The following is a 25,196-nucleotide window of genomic DNA, read 5'->3' as shown; positions in this document are numbered from 1 at the left end:
TATAGATGAAGCATTGCAGAAGTCAGGAAGAAATACTGGCCGATTGGAGCGGACAGGATATTCACAAGCCCTTAGTCAGTATTTTATGTGATACCTTTAAGCATGAAGCGTATTTAAGCGATGCGCTGGAAGGATTTTTAAGTCAGAAAACCAATTTTCCGTTTGAAATTATTGTGCATGAAGATGCTTCTCCAGATGGAACGCCGGCAATATTAAAAGAATTTGAAAGCCGTTATCCATTACTGATCAAACCAATTTATCAAACCGAAAACCAATATTCCAATCCCGATGTGGATATTTGGGGCGATATTACTTTTCCAAAAGCGAAAGGAAAATACATAGCGCTCTGTGAAGGAGACGATTATTGGATTGATCCGTATAAACTGCAAAAACAAGTCGATTTTCTGGAAGCCAATCCGGATTATGTCATCACCTGGACGGACTTTTTAAATAGAAAAGGAGAGGAATTGATTCCAAGCGATTTTAAAGAAACCTTACCGGAAGTGTACACCATCGATTTTGATACAATTTTCCGACCGTATTGTACTTATACACTCACATGTGTCTTTTTAAAGTCGGCTGTAAAACCACAGGATTATAAAAGCTTCCGCTACTCCAAAGATAATACCCTATATGGTTTGGCACTTTGTAATGGAAAAGGTGCTTTTCTGAACTTCCAGGGCGGGGTGTACCGTTGGCATATGGGCGGGATTTTTTCGTTAAAGCCGGCTTTTTTTCAACGTTATTCGTCTTATCTGAACGTAAAAGAAATTTACGACAGATTGCCGCAGTCGCACACTCCAAACATGCGCGAAGTAATCCAGTCGTTGCTAAAAGATTCGGCTTTCGAAGCGTTAAAACAGTATAAAGACAAGGAAGCCTATGCAAAAGAACCCCATCTGGCGGTACAGCTGTTTTTAAAACAGGCTTCGTTTGGAATGCGAATAAAATTCTGGCGACGTCATATCAAAATGAACTATTTCGGTATAAAATACAACTAAAAAGAGGAACTTCTGTTCCTCTTTTTTATAATAAGAAATACTCAATTCTGAAAATAGAAAGGAATCGGTTTCCGATTTAGAATATCGATTTTAAAGTAATCAAAATACGGTCGAACCAGCGTACCTTTCGGAATATCGGCTTACCTTCATTTCGAAGGTATTGTAACAGTGGTTTGTTAAACTCTTTCGATTTGCGAAGGGTGCGAACAACAATCTGGTTCATCTGTTTTTCGAGTATTTTTTGATCAAAAATACGGGATTCGCGGTTTTTGGCGATTAATTGCTGAGAGGCGTCAATAGTCGCGATGACCTCCTGAGCCGATAATCCCCGTTTAAAATTAAACGCATTCAGATAGCCCTCAATATTGGTGTTTTCAGGAGTAATACCAAAATCACGTTGTAATTGCGCTAACCGGAGGTTTCGGAGCGCGCGGTTTACATTATGAATTTTGGTCTGACTGATATTCGTATCATGCCATCGGTAATCAAGAAGCGATTCCGATATATTAGCCATTAGAGTGTGAGCACTCATCCGATCCCACAATTCATAGTCTTCGATCGGCACAAAATCGTCATCAAAGCGAAAATCGTTTAAAACAGCCTTACGAAGCATGATCGTAGGATTCCCAACTGGATCATAAAAAAGAAAAGCTGTTCGGATCGCAAGATGCTCTGTCGGAAGAGCTATTAGTTTTCGTTTGCCATCCATTTTAAAAAGGGTGTAAAACGTTCCGCAAACACCTACTTCCGGATTTTCTTTTAGAAATTGGAGCTGTTTGGAAAAACGATCGGGCATGGCGATGTCATCGGCATCCATCAAGGCTATAAATTCCCCTTTTGCCGTTTCAAAACCTTCATTTCGCAACCGCGCCGGTCCTATATTTTCTATTTTGTCAACAAACACGATACGGGAATCGGCAGCCGCATTTTTTTCGATAATGGCTTTACTGTTATCGGTCGATTTATCGTTGAGAATTATCAACTCATAATCAGTAAAAGATTGGTTCAGGATACTGTTAATTGTTTCCTGAAGGTATTTTTCGGCATTATATACCGGTATAATTACAGATAAAATAGGTTGGCTCATAAATAATCGATTCACAAAAGTTAGTTATGGTTTTGGGTAACTGTCGTATAATAATCTAAGGTTTCAGTCATCATTTTTTCGACGCTGAAATGATCTACAACGGTTTTTCGCGCCTTTTTGGAAAGGGTTTCAGCCAAAGTAGTGTCGGTCAGTATATCGGATATACGGTTTACAAAATCAGCATCGGTGTCACAGATATAGCCATTTTCGCCCGATGTAATCAATTCTTTAAAAGGATCCAGATTCGAAGCAGCAACAGGTTTGGCCAAGGCCATTGCCTCTAAAAGTGCCAGCCCCAAAGTTTCTCCTTTGGACGGAAAAATAAGAACAGCAGCACTGTTGAGTAAACGAATGATATTCTCTTTAGACTGATAACCGTGAAAAATCACCTTGTCGGTTAAATGCTGTGCCTGAATTTCCTTATCTAAAGTCGCTTTATAAGGTGTTTCCCGACCTACAAAATGCAGGGTAGCCAGTGGAAATTTCTCTACTAAACGGGTGAATACGCGGAAAGCCGTATCGGCTCCTTTTTCTAAGGTAACATTTCCGATATAGAAAATAGAAAACGGAATTATAGATGGATTAGAATCCGGTCGGAATTCCTGTATATTGATACCGTTATAAATCAGTTTAAATTTGGAAACACCAAACAATTCCCGATTAACCTGTTCGGAAAAACGAGAAATGGCGATCACATTTTTGGCTTTTTTAAACGCTTCGCGCTCGCAATGCTTACGACCGGCTTCTACTTTGTAGCCAAAATATTTTTCCAAAACGGAAAACGAACCATGACAACGCACTACATATGGGATTTTTTTGCCTAAAAATAAACTCAAGCCCTCAAAATCATGACATTCGATCATATCGATATTCAGATTGTTCTTTTCAATATATTCAAAAAGTCGCCGACTGATATCGCGTTTTTCTTTTTCGTGTATTTTAAAATGATACGACATTAAAAAGGGGAACTTCTGCGTAACGGATCGGAACAGATCGTACAAAAAATTTCGTTTAAAAAGGTTTTTGGTATAATGCACACGAACACCTTCGTCGTCAAAATCGATATTGGTTTTGTTTACACCAAAAACATAGATCTGATGCCCTCTTTTTACAAGTTCTTTGGCCAGTAGTGTATTAAAAATCCCGGTTCCACCGCAAGGTGGGAGTTTATTACTTTTGTATTCTCTGGTTAGGATTAGGATATTCATTTGGAGGATTTTTTAGGTCAAAAATAGTAGTGACCCAATTGTCTAATGTATATTGATTGTAAATTTCATCGGGAACGGGTTCATATTCCGTATTTAAAAATTCGGGTGCAATTACAGGGTTTTCGCGATCAATGATCAGGATGTTATTCGGATTATAAAACGGGTAATTCACCACGGTTTTATTATCGGTGATCAGTTTTTTCTGCATTCCCATAGCCTCAAATACACGGAAACTAAGACCGGTTTGGTTATTTTGAACGATATCCAGAATAATTTCGGCTTCCGAATACAAATTCAACAATTGTTTTAACCGTATTTTTTTCGACTGAAATAGTAATTGCCTGTTGGTTTTGGCATTGGCTTCGGCTTTGAAATTGTATTTAAATTTTTTGTATTCAATATTTCGGCTCACAAAAATAAAATGAAAAGGCGTTTTCAATTGTTCCAACTGATAGGCAATTTTATTGTATATCGGAAAGCGTTTGTCAAACGAAGAGATGGTTGTAACTTTATATTTCGGTTTTTCGGTCGGGATTTCCTTTTTGTCAAAGTAGATATAATTATTCATTTTGACAAAATTGTGCGCTTTGGCATCCTGTTCGTCAAAGGAAAAAACTTTGTCAAAAAGATTTGCATTTAAAAGATGGTCAACCGGGCAACGATGCAGACTGTCATACAGATACGCAACATATTTTTTAGTGTATTGTTTGATTAGTTGGTGGTATTTCAATTCGATAACATCGGGATTGATCACCAGAATAATATCGTGTTGACCGTTTTTTTGTAATTCGGAAATAATATGTTCCTGTTTCTTTTTGGTTTTCAGATTAATACCCAGGAAAATTTTGGAAAACACATTAACGATTCGCGATGCTAAACTGGCATGTTTATAACCTCCCAAATTGATATGATACGCATCGATATTCTTTTGCTGTAACAATTTGATGATATATTTGTCGTAGTGCCAGTTGTCGAAACTGATCAAACAAATCTTCTGCTTCATTTTTTAAATACGAATTAAAGGGAATGTGTTATTACTATAACCGTTACAACGAGTTAAATATTTTGTTTTTGGTTCACTTTTAATGATTTATACGTATGATATACGCTCAAGGCTTGTAAATAGGATACAATGAATCCGTCTTTTCCGTCCAGTATTCCGAGGCGGAAAAAGAAAGCTTTTATAAACTTAAAAATGGTTTTCAGGTACTGGGTCAAAACGCTGTACTTTTTGCCTTTAAGGAACAGTTCTTTTCCTTTTAAAACCCCGTAGCTAATCATTTTTTGTTTATAAATGGCATAATTGTCGTAGGAATAATGGAGCAACTTATTTTGAAGTATTCCAATAGTTCCGTCGACTTTTAGAGTTTCGTGAACCAGTTTTTCCGGGATATAATGCGCTTTATCTTTTTTAAACAATCGGAAATTTTTATCCGTTTGTGTACCGGAGAAATGAATGGCTCTTCCGGCGAAATAAAATTTTCGTACAAAGTAATACGCATCTTTGGTTTCCGGTTTCTGAACTTCTGCAATGATTTCGGCACGCAATGGCGGTGTAATGCGTTCGTCGGCGTCCAAAAATAGAACCCAGTTATAGCGGGCCAGTTCCAGTGCCAGATTTCGTTGCGTGGTAAAATCGACAAATTTATTTTGTACCACCTTAACGTTCGGATACGTCTTGGCAATGGCCACAGTGTTATCAGTGCTATACGAATCCACGACGATAATCTCATCTACAAAGTCCAGGCATTCGATGACCTCCCGTATATTTTTTTCTTCGTTATACGTGATTATCAGTCCGCTGATTTTAATTGAACCGGATTGCAATGTCATATACGATTAGCTTCTTTTTACAATTACATAATTGCGGTATTCGAACAGTCGTTTACCGGTTAAATCTTCGATAAAAGCCAGGAATTTTCTCCTTAAATTCATTTTGCGACCCATTTTGGTTGGATCGAAAGAGAATTTCCAGTTGCTACGATTCACCCGGCCCTGGAAAACCTGAGGATGGGTATCTTTAAACTTCAGTAAGCGTTCGGCATTACCGTAGTCAAATTCATAATCTTCATTATAGGTCCGGTCGATCCATTCGTCGTCGCTATTGTAAAAACGACCGGTGTTTTTCACCTTTGTTTTTAAGCCACTTGGTGCTTTCACCCATCCGTAATGATAAATATATGCCGGAATGTGTTTTACTTTCAGTTTGCGACCGTTAAAGCGGAAACCCTGCGCATCTTTATACGACTCCATACCCGGAAGGTTACGGACAATACGGATTTCCCTACGGTACCATCTGCGGGAATGTGCATAAAAATCATACGATCCGTAAAAATGCATATAGTTAAATAGTAAGCCTTCGATGGATGGATCATTTAGTGAGGCTTCCATTTCTTTACGAATGGTTTCCAGATATTTTTCATGGACACATTCGTCTCCCTGAATATAAAAAGCCCAGTCTACATCCGGACTAATGGCTTTAAAAGCTTTGTTGGTTTCCAATGCAAAAGTGCGACCGCCTTCGCGTACGCTATCGTCCCAAACGGTCTCAATAATTTTGATTTTCGGGGAATCAATACTTTTAATAAGATCTAAAGTGGTGTCGGTTGAGTTTCCATGAGCTACTATAAATTCATCACATATCGGTAATATTGACGTAATTGCTTCTACGATAGAGTAATCGTTTTGTACCGCATTGCGGATAAAGGTAAAACCGGCGACTTTCATGTAGGTTGGATTTATTTGGTTTGTTATACTATCTTAAAATAAGAATGTTCGTTTATAATGATTTATATAAGGTCATAATCCTGTTCGCGATAACATCGTCATTAAATTTCTGTACAAACATATAACCTTTTTCTGTTATCTCGACTCTTAAATTAGGATCACGAAGTAATAATTCAATTTTTGACTGTATGTCGGCAGTATCGTTCGGATCGACATAAAGACTATCAGGGCCACCGGCTTCCGGGAAAACACCGGAGTTGGTTGTGATAACCGGAGTTTTGGAATACAAGGCCTCAATAATCGGAATTCCGAAACCTTCAAACAACGACGGATAAATAAAAACGGTAGCCAACTGGTATACCATCGCCAGTTCGCGGCTGCTAAGTCCTTTTAAAAACAGAACTTTGTCGTCCATTTGATGTTCCCGGATATAATTTTTTACCGTTTGCGTATAAGCCGTTTCCCCTCCGATAATGACAAGCTTCGTATCGATATTCCGAATGGCTTTTACCGCCGCCAGTACGTTTTTACGGGTTTCAATCGTACCGACATTTAAAACAAACTGTTCCGGAAGCTTGTATTTTTCGATAACGGCTTTCTTTTCCTGATCGGTATAGATTTCTTTAAATACCTGTTGGCATCCCTGGTAAATCACTTCGATTTTCGATTCCGGGATTTTCAGGTACTGTACAATATCTTTTTTGGTTTGTTCGCTGATCGCGATAACCGTATCGGCACTTTGAGCAGCCTTTTTAAATTTATAAAAATGAATTTTCCGGTCGAAGAACGAATAAAACTCCGGGTAACGCATAAAGATCAGATCGTGAATCGTTACGGTACTTTTAATTCCGGCTTTTTGTAATCCCGAAGGAAGTTCGCCCGAAAGGCCGTGGAATAATTGAACACCGTCTTTTTTCAGATCGGAAATAATGGTACGTTGGCGCCATATATTATAAAATTTCCGATTGAACCAGCTGGTCGGACGTTTTTCGATGATCGTATCCGAATCCGAAGTGAAAAGTTGCTTCTTTGCGGGTTTCGGATTGTACAGCAAATAGTTGTTTTCCGGAAAAAAACGATTCATAATCCGAACCAGATCCCGGCTGTAATTACCCAGTCCGGTCTGATTGTGAAAAACGCGTTTCGCCTCATAACCAATTGTCAGGCTTTCGTTATTCGGGTTTTTATTCCGGTGTAGTTGTTGCAGATACACATAACGCATATAGACGTGTTGTGACATGATTTTTGCCAAAGATACACCTTGTGATCCATTTAGGAATCCAAATTCGATTATATAATGTTTAAAAAAACGAAAGGCGGGTTTTATATAAAAATGAAAAGCGGTAGGTTTTGTATTTTTCTGATACAACTCCTGAGCCCGTAATTGCGAATATTGTAGCCGTTTACCTAGAAAATCGGCTTTATTTTTAAACGAATAATGATGAATAATTTCCTTTAAAATTCCGGTTTTACCGTCAACAATAAGTTGTTCGTGTACTAGTTTATGGGAATAGCGGCATTTGGATTTTCGGAACAGGCGTATCGCTCTGTCCTGATTTTGTCCACCATAAAACATCGGTTTTTCGGCATAATAAAACGCGCGTTTGACCCAAAAAGCTACTTCTTCCGGATGGGAAGCCACGAGCTCCAGAAGTTCCCGGATACCATTTTCGGTAACCCTTTCGTCGGCATCAAAAAAGGTAACCCAGTCATTTGTGGCCAAATCGATGGCAAAATTCCGCTGACGGGAAAAATCGTCAAACGGGCGTTGTACGATTCGTACCTGTGGAAATTCACTCCGGATAATATCCAGTGTGGTATCACTGCTATACGAATCGACTACAATAATTTCGTCCGCGAAAGCCATATTCCGGAGATACGCCCGGATATTGTCTTCCTCGTTCCTGATGATGGCTAAAGCCGATATTTTTGGACTTTCGCTCATTAAATTAGATGGCAACGTCGTATTCTCTTAAAGCGTCGTTTAATGACGTTTTTAAATCGGTTGAAGGCTTGCGTTTTCCGATGATCAGCGCACATGGCACCTGGTATTCACCGGCTGCAAATTTTTTGGTATAACTACCTGGAATCACCACCGAACGCGCCGGAACAATACCTTTCATTTCGACTGGCGTATCGCCGGTTACATCGATGATTTTTGTAGAGGCGGTAAGACAAACATTGGCACCTAGTACGGCTTCTTTTTCAACGCGAACACCTTCTACCACGATACATCTTGAGCCGATAAAAGCACCGTCTTCAATGATTACCGGAGCCGCCTGTAACGGTTCCAATACACCACCGATTCCAACACCACCACTTAGGTGTACGTGTTTTCCGATTTGGGCACAACTACCCACTGTTGCCCAGGTATCGACCATGGTTCCTTCGTCTACATATGCACCAATATTCACATAGCTAGGCATTAAGATCACCCCACTGGAAATATAGGCTCCGTGACGCGCCACCGCGTTTGGAACCACGCGGATGCCTTTTTCGGCATACCCTCTTTTTAACGGCATTTTATCGTGATATTCGAAAATTCCAGCCTCAAGCGTTTCCATTTTCTGGATTGGGAAGTACATAACTACGGCCTTTTTTACCCATTCGTTAACCTGCCATCCGTCGGTTGTTGGTTCGGCAACACGCAATTTTCCGGCATCCAGTAATTCGATCACTTCTCTAATGGCATTCGTCGTTTTTTCTTCTTGTAATAAGGCACGGTTTTCCCATGCTTGCTCTATTATTGGCTGTAAGGCATTCATATAAAAGTCGATTTTTAGCAAATATAGCCCCATTTTTTTAAAACGAAATAGAAAATAGCAGAATTTGGGCGGGCCGATACCTTTCGAAACCCCATATATTTTTCTATTTTTGCAGCACAACACAACACACTTATGTACAAATCAATAATCAGACCGATACTGTTCCGTTTTGATCCGGAAAAAATCCATCATTTTACCTTTGGAAGCATCCGTTTTCTTCATAAAATACCGGGTGTTCCGGCATTGTTAAACGCTATTTACGAAGTGAAAGACCCGCGACTGGAACGGGAAGTTTTTGGATTGCGTTTTAAGAATCCGGTAGGACTTGCCGCCGGACTGGATAAGGATGCCAAATTATACAAAGAATTGTCCAATTTAGGCTTTGGTTTTATCGAAATTGGGACACTTACACCTAAAGGTCAGGAGGGAAATCCTAAAAAACGATTGTTCCGTTTAAAAGCCGATAGCGCGTTGATCAACCGTATGGGGTTTAATAACGGTGGCGTTATTGAAGCAGTGGAACGTCTGAAAAAAAATAAAGGTGTACTGATTGGCGGTAATATTGGGAAAAACAAACTGACACCCAATGAAGCCGCGACTCAGGATTATGAAATTTGCTTTGAGGCGTTATACGATTATGTGGATTATTTTGTGGTGAATGTAAGCTCGCCCAATACACCTAATCTAAGAGCCTTACAGGATAAAGAACCACTAACCGAATTGCTACAAACGTTACAAAATAAAAACCAGACCAAACCAAAACAAAAACCGATATTGTTAAAAATCGCTCCGGATTTGACCGATGAGCAATTGCTGGACATTATCGATATTGTACGCGATACGAAGATTGCCGGTGTGATTGCAACCAATACGACCATTTCGCGAGACGGACTGGTTTCCGAAAACAAAAAAGAAACCGGTGGACTTTCCGGAAAACCTTTGACCAAACGTTCGACCGAGGTCATCCGGTTCCTGTCGGAAAAAAGCAATAAAGCGTTTCCGATTATCGGAGTAGGTGGGATTCATTCGGCCGAAGACGCGATCGAAAAACTCGAAGCAGGCGCGAGTCTGATTCAATTGTATACCGGATTTATTTACGAAGGACCGGGTCTGATAAAAGCCATCAATAAAAAAATACTGGCTGGGAAATAATACCATTTATTTTGACACTACAATTGGAATCTGTTAAACTTTTTCCTTTGGAACAAACCGCAATTTTATAATTGTTTGAAAATTATAGGATTGCGGTTTTATGTTGATCAACCTTTTTAAAATAGAGTGATGACACTATCCGTATATTTGAAAATTATGAACTTTAGCTTATCTTTGAAACATGATGGAACAAGTTAAAATCATAGAGTGTCCCCGCGATGCCATGCAAGGTATCAAGGCGTTTATTCCTACAGAAAAGAAAGTACAATATATTCAATCCTTATTGCGAGTAGGATTTGATACGATTGATTTTGGCAGTTTTGTTTCTGCAAAAGCCATTCCGCAAATGCAGGATACGCCGGAAGTATTGGCCCAACTGGATTTGTCGCAAACCAAGAGTAAATTATTGGCTATCATTGCCAATACTATAGGGGCAGAAAATGCGTCCCGTTATGCTGAAATTAAATATCTGGGATTTCCGTTCTCAATATCGGAGAATTTTCAGATGCGAAACACGCATAAAACCATAGCGGAATCCCTTGTGACGTTACAGGAAATTCTGGACATTGCCAATGCTACCGATAAAGAAGTTGTGGCCTATTTGTCGATGGGCTTTGGAAACCCTTACGGCGATCCGTGGAGTGTGGAAATCGTAGGAGAGTGGACCGAAAGATTATCCAATATGGGCGTGAAGATCTTATCGCTTTCCGATACGGTAGGATCATCGACACCGGAAGTGATTTCCTATTTGTTTTCCAACCTGATTCCGAAATACCCGCATATCGAATTCGGAGCACATTTGCATACTACTCCCGATAAATGGTTTGAAAAAGTGGATGCCGCCTATAAAGCCGGTTGTCGTCGTTTTGACGGAGCTATTCAGGGATTTGGCGGTTGTCCGATGGCTAAAGATGATTTAACCGGGAATATGCCAACCGAAAAAATGCTATCGTATTTTACTTCACAAAAAGCCGACACCGGATTAAGTCCGATGAGTTTTGAAAGTGCGTATAACGAAGCACTGAAAGTTTTCACGGTTTATCATTAATCAAAAATAAAACGTATTATTTATTGTCCGTTATGTGTCTATTCTTGAACATGCGTGATAACGTGTCTTCTTGAGAGGGATTATTACTTTTGTTTTAATAGTTTATAATTAATCTTAATAAGAATTAATATGCGTTTTAGAAAAATTACAGCTGCCGTTTTAATAGCGTCGGCCTTTACGGTATCGTGTTCAAATGATTCCAATGACACGCCACAGCAAACAATTGCAATTCAGGTTCATGCTAATCCGGCTCAGGCCTTAACAAGGGTAAAAATGCTGGTTGAATTTGATGCATATTCTAAGGATAAAACACTTTATCCGTTGACCAAAGCCAAAATTAAAGGAATGTTTACAAATAGCGGAAATCCGTTTTCGGAAGCTGCTTTAAATACTTCCGGCGTTTCCCTAAAGGAAAAAACAGCTGAGAATGCAAAACCGGAGTTTGATCTTTTCTTTACCGAAATGGGAGATGTAGCTGCGACCTATCAGATTCCGGCGGCTAAGGGTGTAAAAGGATCGTATACAACGGCTACTTCTACCAGATTATTTAATGAAAAAGGACTTGAAATCAATCAAGCTATTATCAAAGGACTTATGGGGGCCGTTTTACTCGATCAGACGTTGAATTATTGTTTGAATCCTGCTGTTTTAAATGCTGCGGCTAATACAGAGGAAGCACAACAACTATGGGAGGAAGGGTATAATTACATCTTCGGATACAAAGGACCGGACAATAACAAAAAATATTTCTGGGAAAGTTATTTGAATACCGTCAATGGAAATGCGAATTTTTCAGGGATAACACAGTCGGTTACGGCTGCTTTTGAAAAAGGGAAAGCGACAATTATAGCAGGTAATAAAATAGAACGGGATAAGCAGATAAACATCATAAGAGAAAAACTATCAAAAGTAGGTGCTATCCGTGCGGTTTATTATATGAATAAAGCAAAAGGTAAATTATCAGGTACAACAACAATCACCGGTGATCTTGCGGCCGCCTTTCACGGTTTGTCGGAAGCTTACGGATTTATAAGCGGATTGGCTTATACACACAACCCGGCTACCGGACAGCCTTATCTTACAAAGGCAAGGGTTACGGAATTATTGACTTCATTTTTAGGCGGTAATGATGGATTTTGGGATGCTAACTATACAGCAGATCAAATTGATTTGATTTCTAAGACGATCGCAGCGGCATTTGGATTTACGGTTGAACAAGCCATAACACAAGGGGGAAGCCATTAATGTTTAAAAAGAATCCTGAATTCGGGACGCTTTCCATTTTTAAAGACATTCAGGAACCGGATATTCCTTTCTGACATGATTCTTTTGTTCAACTTTAAAGCATTTATTCAATGAAAAAAACAGGGCTGTTATTAATGGTGGTAGCGCAATTATTGTGGTCTTGCGGTCTTAATACTACGGATAGTGAGGTTGTAGCAGATAAATACGATAGAAAAGCTATGCTGGTGAATTGGGTAGATAATAACATTATGCCTTCATTTCAGCATTATAAATCAAAATTAGAAAACCTGAAAAGAGCTTCGGATGATTTTATTGCGACACCCGATAGGACTCAGCTTGAAGAAGTAAGACAAAAATGGCTGGAAGCGTATAAAACCTATCAATATATTTCGATGTTTTCTATCGGTAAAGCAGATGAAATACAATTCAGCAAGTATTCAAATACCTATCCGACGGCAACAGGACAAATAGCGGTAAAAATCGATTCGGGTAATTTTGATCTGAACGGAATTTCTTTTGATGTCGTACAGGGGTTTCCGGCTCTGGATTATATGTTGTTCGGATTAGGAGAGAATGAAAATGCAATCCTGGAGCGGTATACAACAAACACGAATGCCAACAAGTATAAAGGTTACCTGTCTGCGCTTGTAAACCGATTGACATTATTGTTTAACACGGTTTATGATGACTGGCAATCCGGATATAAAGCCATTTTTATTCAAAGAAATGACAATACGGCTTCCGGAAGTGTAAACCGGATGATTAATGCGTATATTCATTTTTATGAAAAAGACATTCGGACTGCAAAAATAGGCTATCCGGCAGGTAAGTTTTCGACTGAAACCTATCCGGATAAGGTAGAAGCATATTACAGTAAGAAGTATTCGAAAGAACTGCTTTTGGAGTCGATCATAGCGGCGCAAAACTTCTTTGAAGGCAAACATTTTAACGGAAATGAAAGCGGATCTTCGTTGAAAAGTTATTTGGATTATCTGACTATAAAGGGTAAGAGCGAAGAGTCTGGAATTTTATTAAGTAAACTGATTTGTAATCAATTCTATAAATCACTTTGTATAGCAAATTTGCTACTACCGGATTTAAGTCAGCAGATTATTACCGATAATACAAAGATGACTGCCACTTTTAATGTTTTACAACGTAATGTAGCCTATATGAAATCGGATATGACATCCGCGATGAGTATCGCGATCGATTATGCAGACACAGACGGTGATTAATACGAATCAGATGAAACGATTTCAGGACTATCTAAACCGAACAACCGAAGCCGCTCCGTTGGCTACTTTTCGTATCCTTTTCGGTACTATTATGTTGGTTAGTCTGGTTCGGTTTGTGAGTAAAGGTTGGGTGAAGACGTTGTATATTGAACCAAAGTTTTTCTTTTCCTATTACGGATTGGAAGGGATAAAACCATTAGGGAATTTTACGTATCTGATTTTTTTGGTTTGTGCTTTGTCCTGTGCATTGATCACTATAGGATATCGATATAGAATTGCCATTATCCTGTTTTTTATAAGCTTTACGTATATCGAATTAATGGATAAAACAACCTATCTGAATCATTACTATTTTATTAGTGCGATAGCGTTTATACTCCTTTTTTTGCCGGCTAATGTCTATTATGCAATGGATGCCCGATTAAAACCGGAATTAGCCTTTCAGAAAATACCGGCCTGGTGTATCGACTGTCTGAAGCTTATGTTAGGGATTGTATATTTTTATGCCGGATTGGCCAAAATCAATTCAGATTGGTTGTTCAAAGCCATGCCGTTACAGTTATGGCTAAAACCGCAGTATGATCTTCCGGTATTGGGTTTTTTATTCCAACAGGAATGGATGCCACTTGTATTCAGTTGGGCAGGTATGTTATATGATTTGGCTATCCCGTTTCTGTTGTTGTATCGCAAAACCCGATTTATTGCCTTTGTACTGGTAGTCGTTTTTCATAGTCTAACCCGGATTTTGTTTCCAATCGGAATGTTTCCGTTTATCATGATCGGTGCAACATTGGTGTTTTTTAAGGCAAAGTCTCATCATAAAGCATTGCAATACCTCAGTATAATTTTTAAAATCAATAAGACCCGATTTGATAACGGAAAAGCACGATTCACCACAACACTGAACGGCGCAGCAATACGTATCAGAATATTGATTTGTTTTTTTGTACTACAATTGCTATTCCCACTGCGTTATCTTTTATATCCGGGTGCATTATTCTGGACAGAAGAGGGGTTCCGCTTTTCCTGGCGGGTTATGCTGATGGAAAAAGCAGGTTACACGCAGTTTATTGTAAAAGATGCGGTAACAGGAAATTCTTTTTATATCGATAACTCCGAATTTTTAACCCCTTTTCAGGAAAAACAAATGGCCTTTCAGCCGGACTTTATCATTGAGTTTGCCCGTTTTATACACGATTATTACAAACAAAAAGGGATACATGATCCTATAGTTTCTGTGGAAAGCTTCGTAACCCTTAACGGAAGACCTTCTCGAATATTCATTAACCCGACTGTAAATCTGGCAAAAGAGAAAGATTCTTTTTTACCAAAATACTGGATTATTCCATTTGAAGATGAGAGTAAAGGACTTTAGTATCGTATTATTTACATTGATCTGTTGGAGTTGTTTTCCACAATACAATATCCATGGAAAAATAATAAATGCTAATAATGAAGCTCCGGTTGTTTGGGCTCAAATCTTAAAAGTAGATGATGGTATCCGGGTACAATCCGACGAAAACGGGGAATTTACTTTTTCGAATATAATGCCCGGTCAATATCATTTGATTTTTTTATCCGATAATTTTCATCTGAAAGAACAAAAAATAAATGTAAAGGATCAGGATATCAGTGTGTTGGTGGTATTGAGGCCGATGGAAATACGACTCAGTGAAGTTTTAATTCAAAAAAGGAGAAAGGAAGTTTTTGCAATGTCACGATTGCGGGATGTTGATGGAATGGGAATTTATGCCGGTAAAAAATCAGAAGTGGTTATTGTTGCTGCACAAATGGGAAATAAGGCTGTAAATCTAGCCCGACAAGTGTTTTCACAGGTCGTAGGATTGAATATTTATGAAAGTGATGCCGGTGGTTTACAACTTAACATTGGCGGAAGAGGACTGGATCCGAATCGATCGGCACATTTTAATATCCGTCAAAACGATTACGATAGTAGTGCCGATATTTTAGGATATCCCGAAAGTTATTATACACCGCCGGCCGAAGGATTAGACCGGATACAGATCGTAAGAGGCGCCGCATCCTTACAATACGGAACGCAGTTTGGCGGATTGATCAATTTTAAAATTAAAGCTCCGGAGCAACATAAAAAACTCCGGTTGACGAACAGACAAACCATAGGGAGCCATAATTTATTTACCAGCTTTACCGATTTAAGCGGAACGATAAAGAATTTTAGTTATTACACGTTTTTAAATTATAAAAAAGGAGATGGTTTTCAGCTTAATTCTGATTTTGAATCTCAAAATTATTTTGGAAACTTTAATTATCGTATTAATAGTAAAACGAACTTAAGTTTTGACTACACTCATTTTCAGTATATAGCGCATCAGCCCGGAGGATTAACGGATAAAATGTTTTATGAAGATGCCTTTCAAAGTAATCGGAAGCGAAATTGGTTTGCGGTTGATTGGAATCTTTTTTCATTTAGAATGAGACATCAGGCTACTCAAAAAACAGATATAAGCCTGAATGTATTCGGATTGTATGCCGGTCGGAAAGCATTAGGATTTCGTTCCAATCGTGTATTTCAGGAAGATCAGGAAGGAACCGTTCGTGATCTGATTACCGGAAAATTTGCCAATTGGGGTGCCGAAGCAAAAATAGTACACCGGTATCGCTTTCTTGGTCATGAAAATGCCTTTGTGATAGGCGGAAAGTATTATCAGTCGAAAAACAATGCCCGACAAGGGCCGGGAAGTTCCGGAAGTGATGCTGATTTTAATTTTGCAACGGAAGAATTCCCGTACTATCAAAATCAATCCGATTACAGCTATCCAAATTTCAATTTAGCGTTGTTTGGAGAAAATATTATCCGTGTCACGAATGCACTTTCGATAACACCCGGAATTCGTTGGGAATATATCAATACACGGGCGAAAGGATACTATCGAAAAATAAACCGCGATAATGCCGGGAATGTCATTTTGGATAATCGCTATGATGAAGAAAACGATTTAAAACGTTCGTTTGTGCTGTTAGGAATCGGTTTGAGTTTTAAGCCGGTCAAAGCAATGGAAGCGTATCTGAATTGCTCACAAAATTACCGCTCGGTTACGTTTAATGATATACGAATTACAGAACCATCCTACCAGATCGATGAGCATCTAAAGGATGAATACGGTTATACGTTTGATTTCGGAATTCGGGGCCAATGGAAAAACAAGTTGACGTATGATATCAGTGCTTTTGGATTGGCCTACAAAGGGCGTTTGGGACAGATTATTAAAGAGACAGACGATTTTCGGATTATCCGCTTCCGAACCAATGTGGGGGATGCAATGCTATACGGATTTGAATTTTTCACTGATTTAAGTTTGCAAAAAATACTATTTAATCCGTTAAATAACAATTACAAATGGAATGTATTTGCCAATCTGGCGCTTACAAAGTCAGCGTATACGCATTCGAAACAACCGGGGATAACCGGAAATCAGGTAGAATTTGTTCCGATGATCAATTTAAAAACAGGGATAACGTCAGGCTATAAAAACCTGATAGCAAGTGTACAGTTTACGTATCTAAGCGCGCAATACACCGATGCTACGAATATAAAACAGGACAAAAACGAAAACTTACGCGGAATCGAAGGTCAGGTTCCCGGTTATGCAATTACAGATTGGTCGTTATCCTATAAATTCGGTTCCCATTTTACATTGGAAACCGGAATTACGAACCTGATGAATACGATTTATTTTACCCGAAGAGCCACCGGTTATCCTGGTCCGGGGATTATACCATCAGCACCGAGAGCGGGCTATCTTACATTGCAATATCGGTTTTAGTCGAACAGAAGAAGTTAACCCATGTTGTTGAAACTATAATAAAAAGGAATCCTGTTTTTTCTTCCGCATGGCCGGTTTTGGAACTTTCTTTTAAAATGTAGAATTTCGCCAGGCGGATAACCGCTGTTTTACCTTTCTCTTCGTTCCTATATAGACTAGTAAGGGCTAATTCTTTTTTACCGAATAACCGATCATACAGGAGCATCGTAAATGTTTTTTGACTGGGAGGTTTTTGGGTAATCGTAAAGACCTGAAATTCTGAATTCTTAATTTTTTCAACGGTTCTAAGTGTGTCAATCGGACTTCCCGGTAGTTTATGGAATAGAAAAGCATTCGAATAAAGCGGTTGGATCGTTAAATAAGCCACTACAGGACAATTTATAATAATGTTAAAGTTTTTCCCACGGATGGAATAAATGTGTTATATTTGCATGCAATTCAACTACAAATTGCAACATGAAAGCACACACAGCTAAAATCATCGGGGAAGGACTAACCTATGATGATGTTCTACTCGTTCCCAATTATTCAGAAGTACTTCCCAGAGAAGTAAGTATCAAAACGAAATTTTCAAAAAATATAACACTAAACGTACCGGTTGTTTCGGCTGCTATGGATACGGTTACAGAAAGTGCTATGGCTATTGCAATGGCACAGGAAGGTGGTATTGGTGTATTACATAAAAACATGACAATCGAGCAGCAGGCTGCCGAAGTACGAAAAGTAAAAAGAGCCGAATCCGGGATGATTATCGATCCGGTTACGTTACCGCTTACGGCGACTGTGGGTGATGCTAAACTGGCGATGCGCGAATTCAGTATCGGAGGAATCCCTGTAGTAGATGAAAATCAGATTTTAAAAGGGATTGTTACCAATCGGGATTTGCGTTTTGAGAAAGACAACACTCGTTCTATTATCGAAGTAATGACTTCTGAGAATCTGGTAACAGCCGGGGAAGGAACAACTTTAGCTACTGCCGAAGCAATTTTACAACAAAATAAGATTGAAAAACTACCGGTAGTCAATCCAGAAAACAAACTAGTTGGATTGATCACTTTTAGAGATATTACCAAGTTAACACAAAAACCAAACGCAAACAAAGATAAATTCGGACGTTTACGTGTTGCAGCAGCTTTAGGAGTAACAAATGATGCCGTAGAAAGAGCAACAGCTTTGGTAAACGCCGGTGTAGACGCTGTGATTATTGATACAGCGCACGGACATACCAAAGGTGTAGTTGGTGTTTTAAAACAAGTAAAAGAAAAATTCCCACAACTGGACGTAGTAGTAGGGAATATTGCAACACCGGAAGCGGCTTTATATTTAGCTGAGAATGGTGCCGATGCTGTTAAAGTAGGAATCGGACCGGGGTCGATCTGTACCACCCGAGTGGTTGCCGGAGTAGGATTTCCGCAGTTTTCGGCCGTATTGGAAGTCGCAGCCGCTTTACGGGGAACCGGAGTTCCGGTTATTGCCGATGGAGGAATCCGTTATACCGGTGATATTCCGAAAGCGATAGCAGCCGGAGCCGATTGTGTGATGTTAGGATCGCTATTAGCAGGAACCAAAGAATCGCCGGGTGAAACCATCATTTTCGAAGGAAGAAAATTCAAATCCTACCGTGGAATGGGATCGGTAGAAGCGATGAAAGAAGGGTCTAAAGACCGTTATTTCCAGGATGTGGAAGACGACGTAAAAAAACTGGTTCCGGAAGGAATTGTAGGACGTGTACCGTACAAAGGAGAGCTAAACGAAAGTATGCTGCAGTTTGTTGGCGGACTACGTGCCGGAATGGGATACTGTGGTGCAAAAGACATCCAGACCTTACAGGAAACAGGACGATTTGTTCGTATCACGGCCAGCGGAATCGGAGAAAGCCATCCGCACAACGTAACCATTACAAAAGAAGCACCGAATTATTCGCGATAAAAAATAAAAACCTGATATGAAAATATCAGGTTTTTTTATGTTTAAAACAGACCTCAAAGGTTTTAAGTCTGTAGCAGACCTGACAGGTTTTCGAAACCTGTCAGGTCTTGTGTTTAAAGTATTATTGATTCTTAAAAGCGGCAGCCAATAGTTTTTTATCACCAACCAGCCATAAGATATCGTTTCGTTCTAAAATCAGGTGGGACTCCGGATTCAGGATACGTTCACCATTCCGTTCGATACCTACAACAAGACCACTGGTACGTTCCCGTAATTGCGATTCGCGAATTGATTTTCCGATAAACTCCTGATTGGTCAATTCGTATTGCTGTAGCACGATTTGTGCTTCGGTAACCGATTCCGGAACTTCAATCTCATTCTGATCCAGATAACCTTTAAAATTCTGAACCTGGTCGTCTGTTCCGATCACACAAATTTCATCACCCGGAAACAACCGTTCGTTACGTGTTGGTATGTTGATCATGATTTCACCACGCTTGATAAAAGCGATATTCACGCCCATTTTTTCACGCACTTTCAGATCCTGAAGTTTCTTTCCGGCAAGGTTAGACTCTTTAGCAATTTCAAAATTAGCCATGTGTCCGTCCCAGGGGGTTAAGTCATCCCGGGTTTTCTGAGCGCGTGCAATTTCACGATCGTTAAAGTTTTTAAGGAAATGCTTTTCGATTTTGTCGTATTGGGCATGTAACTTTTTAGGGAAGATGATATAGGAGATGATCACAAGTATCAACGCGATAAAAGCCACGACCGGCGAAAAGAAATTATTTAAAAGGAATCCCACAAAGAACAGTGCAAGGCCAATTCGAACGAGAATCAACATGGTTAAAGGACCGCGGTATTTGCGTTCTTTTCGGAGTTCTTCCATGGCTCTTTCGGCGACTCTTCGTAGCGATAACGCCCATAAAAACGGAGCGATGATCACTAAGGTTATCAATGCGGCTACGGCATTTCCGAATTTAGAATCGATTACCAAAGGCGAAATATAAAGATCGGCCAACAGGATAATCGCAATAATAATAACCGAACTGATCACAACCTGTGTCATCGTAGCACGTAATACGACCTGCCAGTTACTGGTTGCTTTAATCGACTGGGAATTGGTACTGTAATTATCGATAGCGGTAAGCCATTTTTTGGGTAATACTTTTTCAAGTTTCTCATAAAACGGCATTGACATTTTGATCATAAAAGGTGTTGTAAACGTGGTCACAGCCGAAACCGCCACAACAATCGGATACAGGAAATCGCTGGTTACTTTTAGCGACATCCCTAAGGTGGCGATAATAAAGGAGAATTCCCCGATTTGCGCCAGACTCATACCCGCCTGAACGGATTGTTTTAAAGGCTGACCGGATACCAATGCTCCGGCGGCAGTACTGACCGTTTTTCCTAAGATGGTAATCAAAGTGATCAACAATACGGGAACAGCATATTCCACTAAAGTATCCGGATTGATCAACATTCCGACAGATACGAAGAATACCGCTCCGAAAAGGTCTTTTACCGGTTTGATAAGGTGTTCGATTTTTTCGGCCTGAGTGGTTTCTGCTATAATAGATCCCATGATAAAAGCACCTAAAGCAGGGGAGAAACCGGCATTAGTCGCCAGGATAACCATCATCAGACATAGGGCTAATGAAATGATCAATAAAGTTTCTTCATTTAATAAGGTCTTGGCTTTTTTCAGTAAGGTCGGAATAAAGAAAATACCACCTACAAACCAAAGAATCAGGAAGAATAAGAGTTTTAAAACGGATTCGAATAATTCGGCTCCGGAAAATTGCTGACTAACGGATATGGTCGAAAGCAACACCATCAGTAAGATGGCAACAATATCTTCGACAATTAAAGCACCGAAAACGATTCCGGCATATTTCTTTCCTTTGACGTTCAATTCGTCAAAAGCACGGAGAATAATCGTGGTAGAGGACATGGAGAGTATGGCACCGAGGAAAATACTGTCCATTTGTGACCAACCCATCCATTGTCCGGACATATATCCGATAAAAATCATCGAGATAATCTGGATAATAGCGGTAATGGAGGCGGTTCCGCCGACTTTCATCAGTTTTTTAAAACTGAATTCCAATCCGAGGCTAAATAAAAGGAATATCACCCCGATTTCGGCCCAGACTTCAACACTTTTGCTATCGGTGACTGACGGGAAAAAATCAAAATTATTTCCGGCAAGAAAACCGGCAACCAGATAGCCTAAAACCAGCGGTTGTTTGATTTTTTTAAACAACAGTACGGCTACTCCGGCTGTCATTAGGATTAATCCTAAATCACTGATTAACGGATATAAATGGTGAGAGGTTTCGGCTACGGTTTCAGCTGTTGATAAAGGCATATATTTTTTGTTTTTTAGGATTTGTGTAAGTTATAAAATAATGCGTATTTATAAAAGCAGCGGAGCTTATTATGCTGTTATTTTAAGATAAATTTATCATAAATGGCAATAAAAAATCCCGATGGTTATAGCCATCGGGATCTAAGAATATTTTGTAAAAATTGTTATATTCCGAGGTAATTGCTCGGTGTAATTTGTAAAAGTTCTGCTTTTATCGCATCCGATACGTTTAAAGTCGCGATAAAATTATGGATTGCCTCTTTGTTGATCACCGTATTAGTACGGGTCAAATCTTTTAACGCTTCATACGGATTCGGGTAGGCTTCACGTCTTAAAATCGTTTGAATCGCTTCGGCTACTACCGCCCAGTTTTTTTCCAGATCTTCTTCGAATTTTTCGGCATTTAAAAGTAATTTGTTTAATCCTTTTAAAGTCGCTTCAAAACCGATAATCGTATGTCCGATTGGTACACCAATATTACGCAATACAGTACTATCGGTTAAATCGCGTTGCAAACGGGATACTGGCAATTTGGCTGCCAAATGTTCGAAAATGGCATTGGCGATTCCCAGATTTCCTTCTGAATTTTCAAAATCAATCGGGTTTACTTTATGTGGCATCGCCGAGGAACCAATTTCTCCGGCTTTGATTTTTTGTTTGAAATACTCCATTGAAACATACGTCCAGATATCGCGATCCAAATCGATCAAAATGGTATTGATACGCTTTAAAGCATCGAAAAAAGCAGCAAAATGATCGTAATGCTCAATTTGTGTCGTTGGAAAAGAATGGTGTAGTCCTAGTGTAGCTTCTACGAAATCATTTCCGAATTTTCGCCAGTCAACCTTTGGATAAGCTACAAAATGGGCGTTGTAATTACCGGTGGCACCACCAAATTTGGCGGCAAACGGTACGTTAAATAACAAACGCATTTGTTCTTCCAAACGTTCTACAAACACAGCGATTTCTTTACCCAGACGGGTAGGGGAAGCCGGTTGTCCGTGCGTACGGGCCAACATCGGAACGTCTTTCCATTCCTGACTTAATTCTTTTAATTTGGCAACTACGCGCACCAACGACGGCAGGTATACTTTTTCAAAAGCGTGCTTGGTCGAAAGCGGAATCGCAGTGTTATTGATATCCTGAGAAGTCAATCCGAAATGGATAAACTCTTTGTAGGCTTGCAATCCCAATTTGTCGAAAGCAGCTTTAATAAAGTATTCAACCGCTTTTACATCGTGATTGGTGGTCTTTTCAGTTTCTTTGATCCAAAGTGCATCTTCTGTCGTAAAATTCTCGTATATTTTTCGCAAATCAGCGAACAGGTTTTTATTCACTCCGGCCAACTGCGGTAAAGGCAATTCACAAAGGGCGATAAAATATTCGACTTCTACCAGTACACGGTATTTGATCAAAGCTTCTTCAGAAAAATATTCGGAAAGGGAAACGGTTTTGTTTCTATACCGGCCGTCGATAGGCGATATAGCACTAAGTTCAGTTAAATGCATTTGTTGTTGTGTTATTTTCTAATAATCGCAAAGATAAGGTTTTACCGAAACTTCTGGAAATACAATTTTAAATCTTTTCCGGCTGAGTGCTAAGCTCCTGTCGCAGTACTTCTATTCCTTCGGAAGCGGATAAGGCTATGGCTTTAAACGGATTGTTTACATTGTAAATTTGGGCTGGTTTTGGGTCGATATAATACACCGGTGTTGTTGGTTGGGTATAACCGATTAATCCGGCAGCAGGATAAACCTGTAACGAAGTTCCGATAATCAAAAAGATGTCGGCTTTCTGAACAAGTGTTATGGCTTCTTCCATTGCGGGTACGGCTTCTCCAAACCAAACGATATGGGGTCGTAACTGGTGCCCGTTGCTGTCGTTGTCGCCAATATGAAGATCGGTTTTCCAATCCAGAATATAATCGGGATCCATAGTGCTGCGTACTTTGAGTAGTTCGCCGTGTAGGTGTAAAACTTTGGTGCTACCGGCTCTTTCGTGTAGATCGTCTACATTTTGAGTGATGATGTGCAGGTCGAATTCGGTTTCCATTTCGGCCAGAATCTGATGGGCGTTGTTGGGATGTACTTCCAGAAGTTGTGTTCTTCTTTTGTTGTAAAAGTCCAATACCAACGCTTTATTTTTGTCCCATCCTTCCGGACTGGCAACCTCTTCAATATGGTGCCCTTCCCATAGCCCGCCGGCATCGCGAAAAGTTTTGATACCGCTTTCCGCGCTGATTCCGGCTCCGGAAAGAACGACTAATTTTTTCTTTGTGATCATTACTGGTTTATACTTTTCCTAAGGTATATAATTGCTCTAAAGTAGGCGCGGCACTTCCACCGGCTGGTTCCAGTGTGATACCAAACCCTTCGGCATCCGTGGTATTGTCGACTTTAAATATTCTGGATTTTCCGATTTCTGTTTTTTCCAGTAGTCCGATACTTGTTGGTGTAAGCGGATCCATTTTTAACGACCATACCTGATACACATATCCTTTAGGTGGTTCCGGTAGTCCTGCAGCATCTACATATACAGAATGATCATTCTGATTCCAGTATATTTTGGCTTTGGCTTCCGGAGCAACCGTTTGACCGGCAAGGGCTACTACTTTATTGTTTTCGTCTTTAAAGAGATTCAGCAGGGTTTCGTTGTTTTTATTTTGTTCTTCTAAGGTCACTACTGATTTTTGTAAATCCTGATTTTTTTCTCTACTATCTTTAAGCAAAGTATCGTTTTGGTTCATCTGGAAATACAGGAAGCCAGCTCCTAGCAATAATAGGAATGATGCTGCCCAACCCATATAAGCCGGCCAGTTGGATTTCGGTTTCATCGTGACTACACCCGATTCTCTTTCCAGTAACGCTTTTCGGATGGTGTTGAAATTTTCCAGTGACAAATTCGGTGCAACACTATACGAAAGGTTAATGATAGCCTTTTCGATGCTTTCGATTTCTTGTTTTATTTCCGGATATTCATTGGCGTAAACCTGTACTTCTTCGTTTTCCGATTCGGACAGTTTTCCGAAAATGTACAGTTCCAAAACTCCGGATTCTATGTATTCTCTAGTGTTCATTATACTCGCAATAAGTTTCTTAATTCGTTTATACAGTTTCTGTTTTGTGTTTTAACCGTTCCCAATGGAATTTCCAGTGTTTCGGAAACTTCCTGTTGTGTATAGCCTTTAAAAAATAAGAGGTCGATCAGCTGTATACATTTGGGTTTTAGTTTTTTTACAAATTCCTGAATTCCAATCGTATCGATCTTGTTCATGGTTCTTGTATTGTCATCGAGTATATGTACGAAATTGTCAGAAGATAAGTTTTTCTGATTGTTGTTAAAGTTTTTAGAACGCAGCCGATCGATAGCGCTGTTACGGGCGATATTGAGCAGCCAGGTAAAAAAGCGGCCTTTGCTTTCGTTATAAGTGTCCAGATTTTTCCAGATTTTAACAAAGGTTTCCTGAAGGACATCTTCGGCTTCTTCCCGGTCTTTTAATAGGTTGTAAATGATGCCGTACAGATTTTTGGCATAACTGTCGTATAAAAGCGTAAAAGCTTTGTTGTCTTTTTTGTAGATTTGCGCCAGTAATTCTTCTTGTGTCATAAGAGTAATTTAA

The 25,196-nt window shown here is 39.6% G+C and carries 21 protein-coding genes; 8 read left to right on the top strand and 13 right to left on the bottom strand.

Going from position 1 to position 25,196, the window contains the following annotated elements:
• Window positions 1–5: 5 nt before the first annotated feature.
• Window positions 6–1,001: a glycosyltransferase gene (locus ABFU83_RS09955; RefSeq protein ID WP_347065603.1), complete on the top strand. Its 996-nt coding sequence runs from the start codon at window positions 6–8 to the stop codon at window positions 999–1,001.
• 76 nt (window positions 1,002–1,077) lie between these two features.
• On the opposite strand, the gene ABFU83_RS09950 is transcribed toward ABFU83_RS09955, so the two are convergent.
• From ABFU83_RS09950 to ABFU83_RS09920, 7 genes are read right to left on the bottom strand one after another with little or no spacing between them, the layout of a single operon-like run.
• Complete coding sequence (locus tag ABFU83_RS09950; RefSeq protein ID WP_347065601.1) at window positions 1,078–2,088, bottom strand: glycosyltransferase family 2 protein; 1,011 nt, start codon at window positions 2,086–2,088, stop codon at window positions 1,078–1,080.
• Window positions 2,089–2,108: 20 nt separating this feature from the next.
• On the bottom strand, window positions 2,109–3,296 hold the full coding sequence (locus ABFU83_RS09945) for a glycosyltransferase family 4 protein (RefSeq protein ID WP_347065599.1): 1,188 nt from the start codon (window positions 3,294–3,296) through the stop codon (window positions 2,109–2,111).
• On the bottom strand, window positions 3,259–4,299 hold the full coding sequence (locus tag ABFU83_RS09940) for a hypothetical protein (protein WP_347065597.1): 1,041 nt from the start codon (window positions 4,297–4,299) through the stop codon (window positions 3,259–3,261). The genes ABFU83_RS09945 and ABFU83_RS09940 overlap by 38 nt, the downstream gene beginning before the upstream one ends.
• Window positions 4,300–4,352: 53 nt before the next feature.
• Window positions 4,353–5,129, bottom strand: a complete 777-nt coding sequence (locus tag ABFU83_RS09935; RefSeq protein ID WP_347065595.1) for a glycosyltransferase family 2 protein — start codon at window positions 5,127–5,129, stop codon at window positions 4,353–4,355.
• 6 nt (window positions 5,130–5,135) lie between these two features.
• Window positions 5,136–6,023: a glycosyltransferase family 2 protein gene (locus ABFU83_RS09930; RefSeq protein WP_347065593.1), complete on the bottom strand. Its 888-nt coding sequence runs from the start codon at window positions 6,021–6,023 to the stop codon at window positions 5,136–5,138.
• 52 nt (window positions 6,024–6,075) lie between these two features.
• Complete coding sequence (locus ABFU83_RS09925) at window positions 6,076–7,968, bottom strand: glycosyltransferase (RefSeq protein ID WP_347065591.1); 1,893 nt, start codon at window positions 7,966–7,968, stop codon at window positions 6,076–6,078.
• A 4-nt stretch (window positions 7,969–7,972) separates the two neighbouring features.
• Window positions 7,973–8,788, bottom strand: a complete 816-nt coding sequence (locus ABFU83_RS09920) for a 2,3,4,5-tetrahydropyridine-2,6-dicarboxylate N-succinyltransferase (protein ID WP_300490517.1) — start codon at window positions 8,786–8,788, stop codon at window positions 7,973–7,975.
• A gap of 132 nt (window positions 8,789–8,920) precedes the next feature.
• Here ABFU83_RS09920 and ABFU83_RS09915 point away from each other — a divergent pair, with 132 nt between their 5' ends.
• The 6 genes from ABFU83_RS09915 (at window position 8,921) to ABFU83_RS09890 (ending at window position 17,277) form a co-directional block, all read left to right on the top strand.
• Complete coding sequence (locus ABFU83_RS09915; RefSeq protein ID WP_347065589.1) at window positions 8,921–9,940, top strand: quinone-dependent dihydroorotate dehydrogenase; 1,020 nt, start codon at window positions 8,921–8,923, stop codon at window positions 9,938–9,940.
• 181 nt (window positions 9,941–10,121) lie between these two features.
• Window positions 10,122–10,988 (top strand): hydroxymethylglutaryl-CoA lyase, encoded by an 867-nt coding sequence (locus ABFU83_RS09910; protein ID WP_347065587.1) that lies wholly within the window; start codon window positions 10,122–10,124, stop codon window positions 10,986–10,988.
• Between the two features lie 129 nt (window positions 10,989–11,117).
• Complete coding sequence (locus tag ABFU83_RS09905; protein WP_347065586.1) at window positions 11,118–12,233, top strand: DUF4856 domain-containing protein; 1,116 nt, start codon at window positions 11,118–11,120, stop codon at window positions 12,231–12,233.
• 110 nt (window positions 12,234–12,343) lie between these two features.
• Window positions 12,344–13,471, top strand: coding sequence for an imelysin family protein (locus tag ABFU83_RS09900; RefSeq protein WP_347065585.1), 1,128 nt, complete (start codon window positions 12,344–12,346; stop codon window positions 13,469–13,471).
• 10 nt (window positions 13,472–13,481) lie between these two features.
• Window positions 13,482–14,846: an HTTM domain-containing protein gene (locus tag ABFU83_RS09895; protein ID WP_347065583.1), complete on the top strand. Its 1,365-nt coding sequence runs from the start codon at window positions 13,482–13,484 to the stop codon at window positions 14,844–14,846.
• Window positions 14,827–17,277 carry a TonB-dependent receptor gene (locus ABFU83_RS09890; protein ID WP_347065581.1) on the top strand — a complete coding sequence of 817 codons (2,451 nt, stop codon included), beginning with the start codon at window positions 14,827–14,829 and terminating at the stop codon, window positions 17,275–17,277. Before ABFU83_RS09895 ends, ABFU83_RS09890 begins: the two co-directional genes overlap by 20 nt.
• On the opposite strand, the gene ABFU83_RS09885 is transcribed toward ABFU83_RS09890, so the two are convergent.
• Window positions 17,255–17,644, bottom strand: coding sequence for a hypothetical protein (locus ABFU83_RS09885; protein WP_347065580.1), 390 nt, complete (start codon window positions 17,642–17,644; stop codon window positions 17,255–17,257). The genes ABFU83_RS09890 and ABFU83_RS09885 overlap by 23 nt on opposite strands.
• A gap of 89 nt (window positions 17,645–17,733) precedes the next feature.
• Between ABFU83_RS09885 and guaB the strand changes: the two genes are divergently transcribed.
• Complete coding sequence (guaB, locus tag ABFU83_RS09880; protein ID WP_347065578.1) at window positions 17,734–19,206, top strand: IMP dehydrogenase; 1,473 nt, start codon at window positions 17,734–17,736, stop codon at window positions 19,204–19,206.
• 121 nt (window positions 19,207–19,327) lie between these two features.
• On the opposite strand, the gene ABFU83_RS09875 is transcribed toward guaB, so the two are convergent.
• The 5 genes from ABFU83_RS09875 to ABFU83_RS09855 all read right to left on the bottom strand — a co-directional run bounded on the left by ABFU83_RS09875 (window position 19,328) and on the right by ABFU83_RS09855 (window position 25,183).
• Window positions 19,328–21,577, bottom strand: coding sequence for a cation:proton antiporter (locus ABFU83_RS09875; protein ID WP_347065576.1), 2,250 nt, complete (start codon window positions 21,575–21,577; stop codon window positions 19,328–19,330).
• A gap of 164 nt (window positions 21,578–21,741) precedes the next feature.
• A complete protein-coding gene (gene purB / locus ABFU83_RS09870; RefSeq protein ID WP_347065574.1) occupies window positions 21,742–23,085 on the bottom strand; it encodes an adenylosuccinate lyase in 1,344 nt (447 codons plus the stop codon).
• Between the two features lie 67 nt (window positions 23,086–23,152).
• Window positions 23,153–23,860, bottom strand: a complete 708-nt coding sequence (locus ABFU83_RS09865; RefSeq protein ID WP_347065572.1) for an NAD-dependent deacylase — start codon at window positions 23,858–23,860, stop codon at window positions 23,153–23,155.
• Window positions 23,861–23,867: 7 nt separating this feature from the next.
• The gene (locus tag ABFU83_RS09860; RefSeq protein ID WP_347065571.1) at window positions 23,868–24,653 is read right to left on the bottom strand and encodes an anti-sigma factor; all 786 of its coding nucleotides are present in this window, start codon (window positions 24,651–24,653) and stop codon (window positions 23,868–23,870) included.
• Complete coding sequence (locus ABFU83_RS09855; RefSeq protein WP_347065570.1) at window positions 24,653–25,183, bottom strand: sigma-70 family RNA polymerase sigma factor; 531 nt, start codon at window positions 25,181–25,183, stop codon at window positions 24,653–24,655. The genes ABFU83_RS09860 and ABFU83_RS09855 overlap by 1 nt, the downstream gene beginning before the upstream one ends.
• Window positions 25,184–25,196: the final 13 nt, after the last annotated feature.

Origin of the sequence: Flavobacterium sp. WV_118_3, from assembly GCF_039778605.1 — a bacterium.
In the GTDB taxonomy this organism is placed as follows: Bacteria; Bacteroidota; Bacteroidia; order Flavobacteriales; family Flavobacteriaceae; genus Flavobacterium.
Note: the sequence above shows the minus strand (reverse complement) of the source record. Positions and strands in the feature narration are given on the sequence as shown.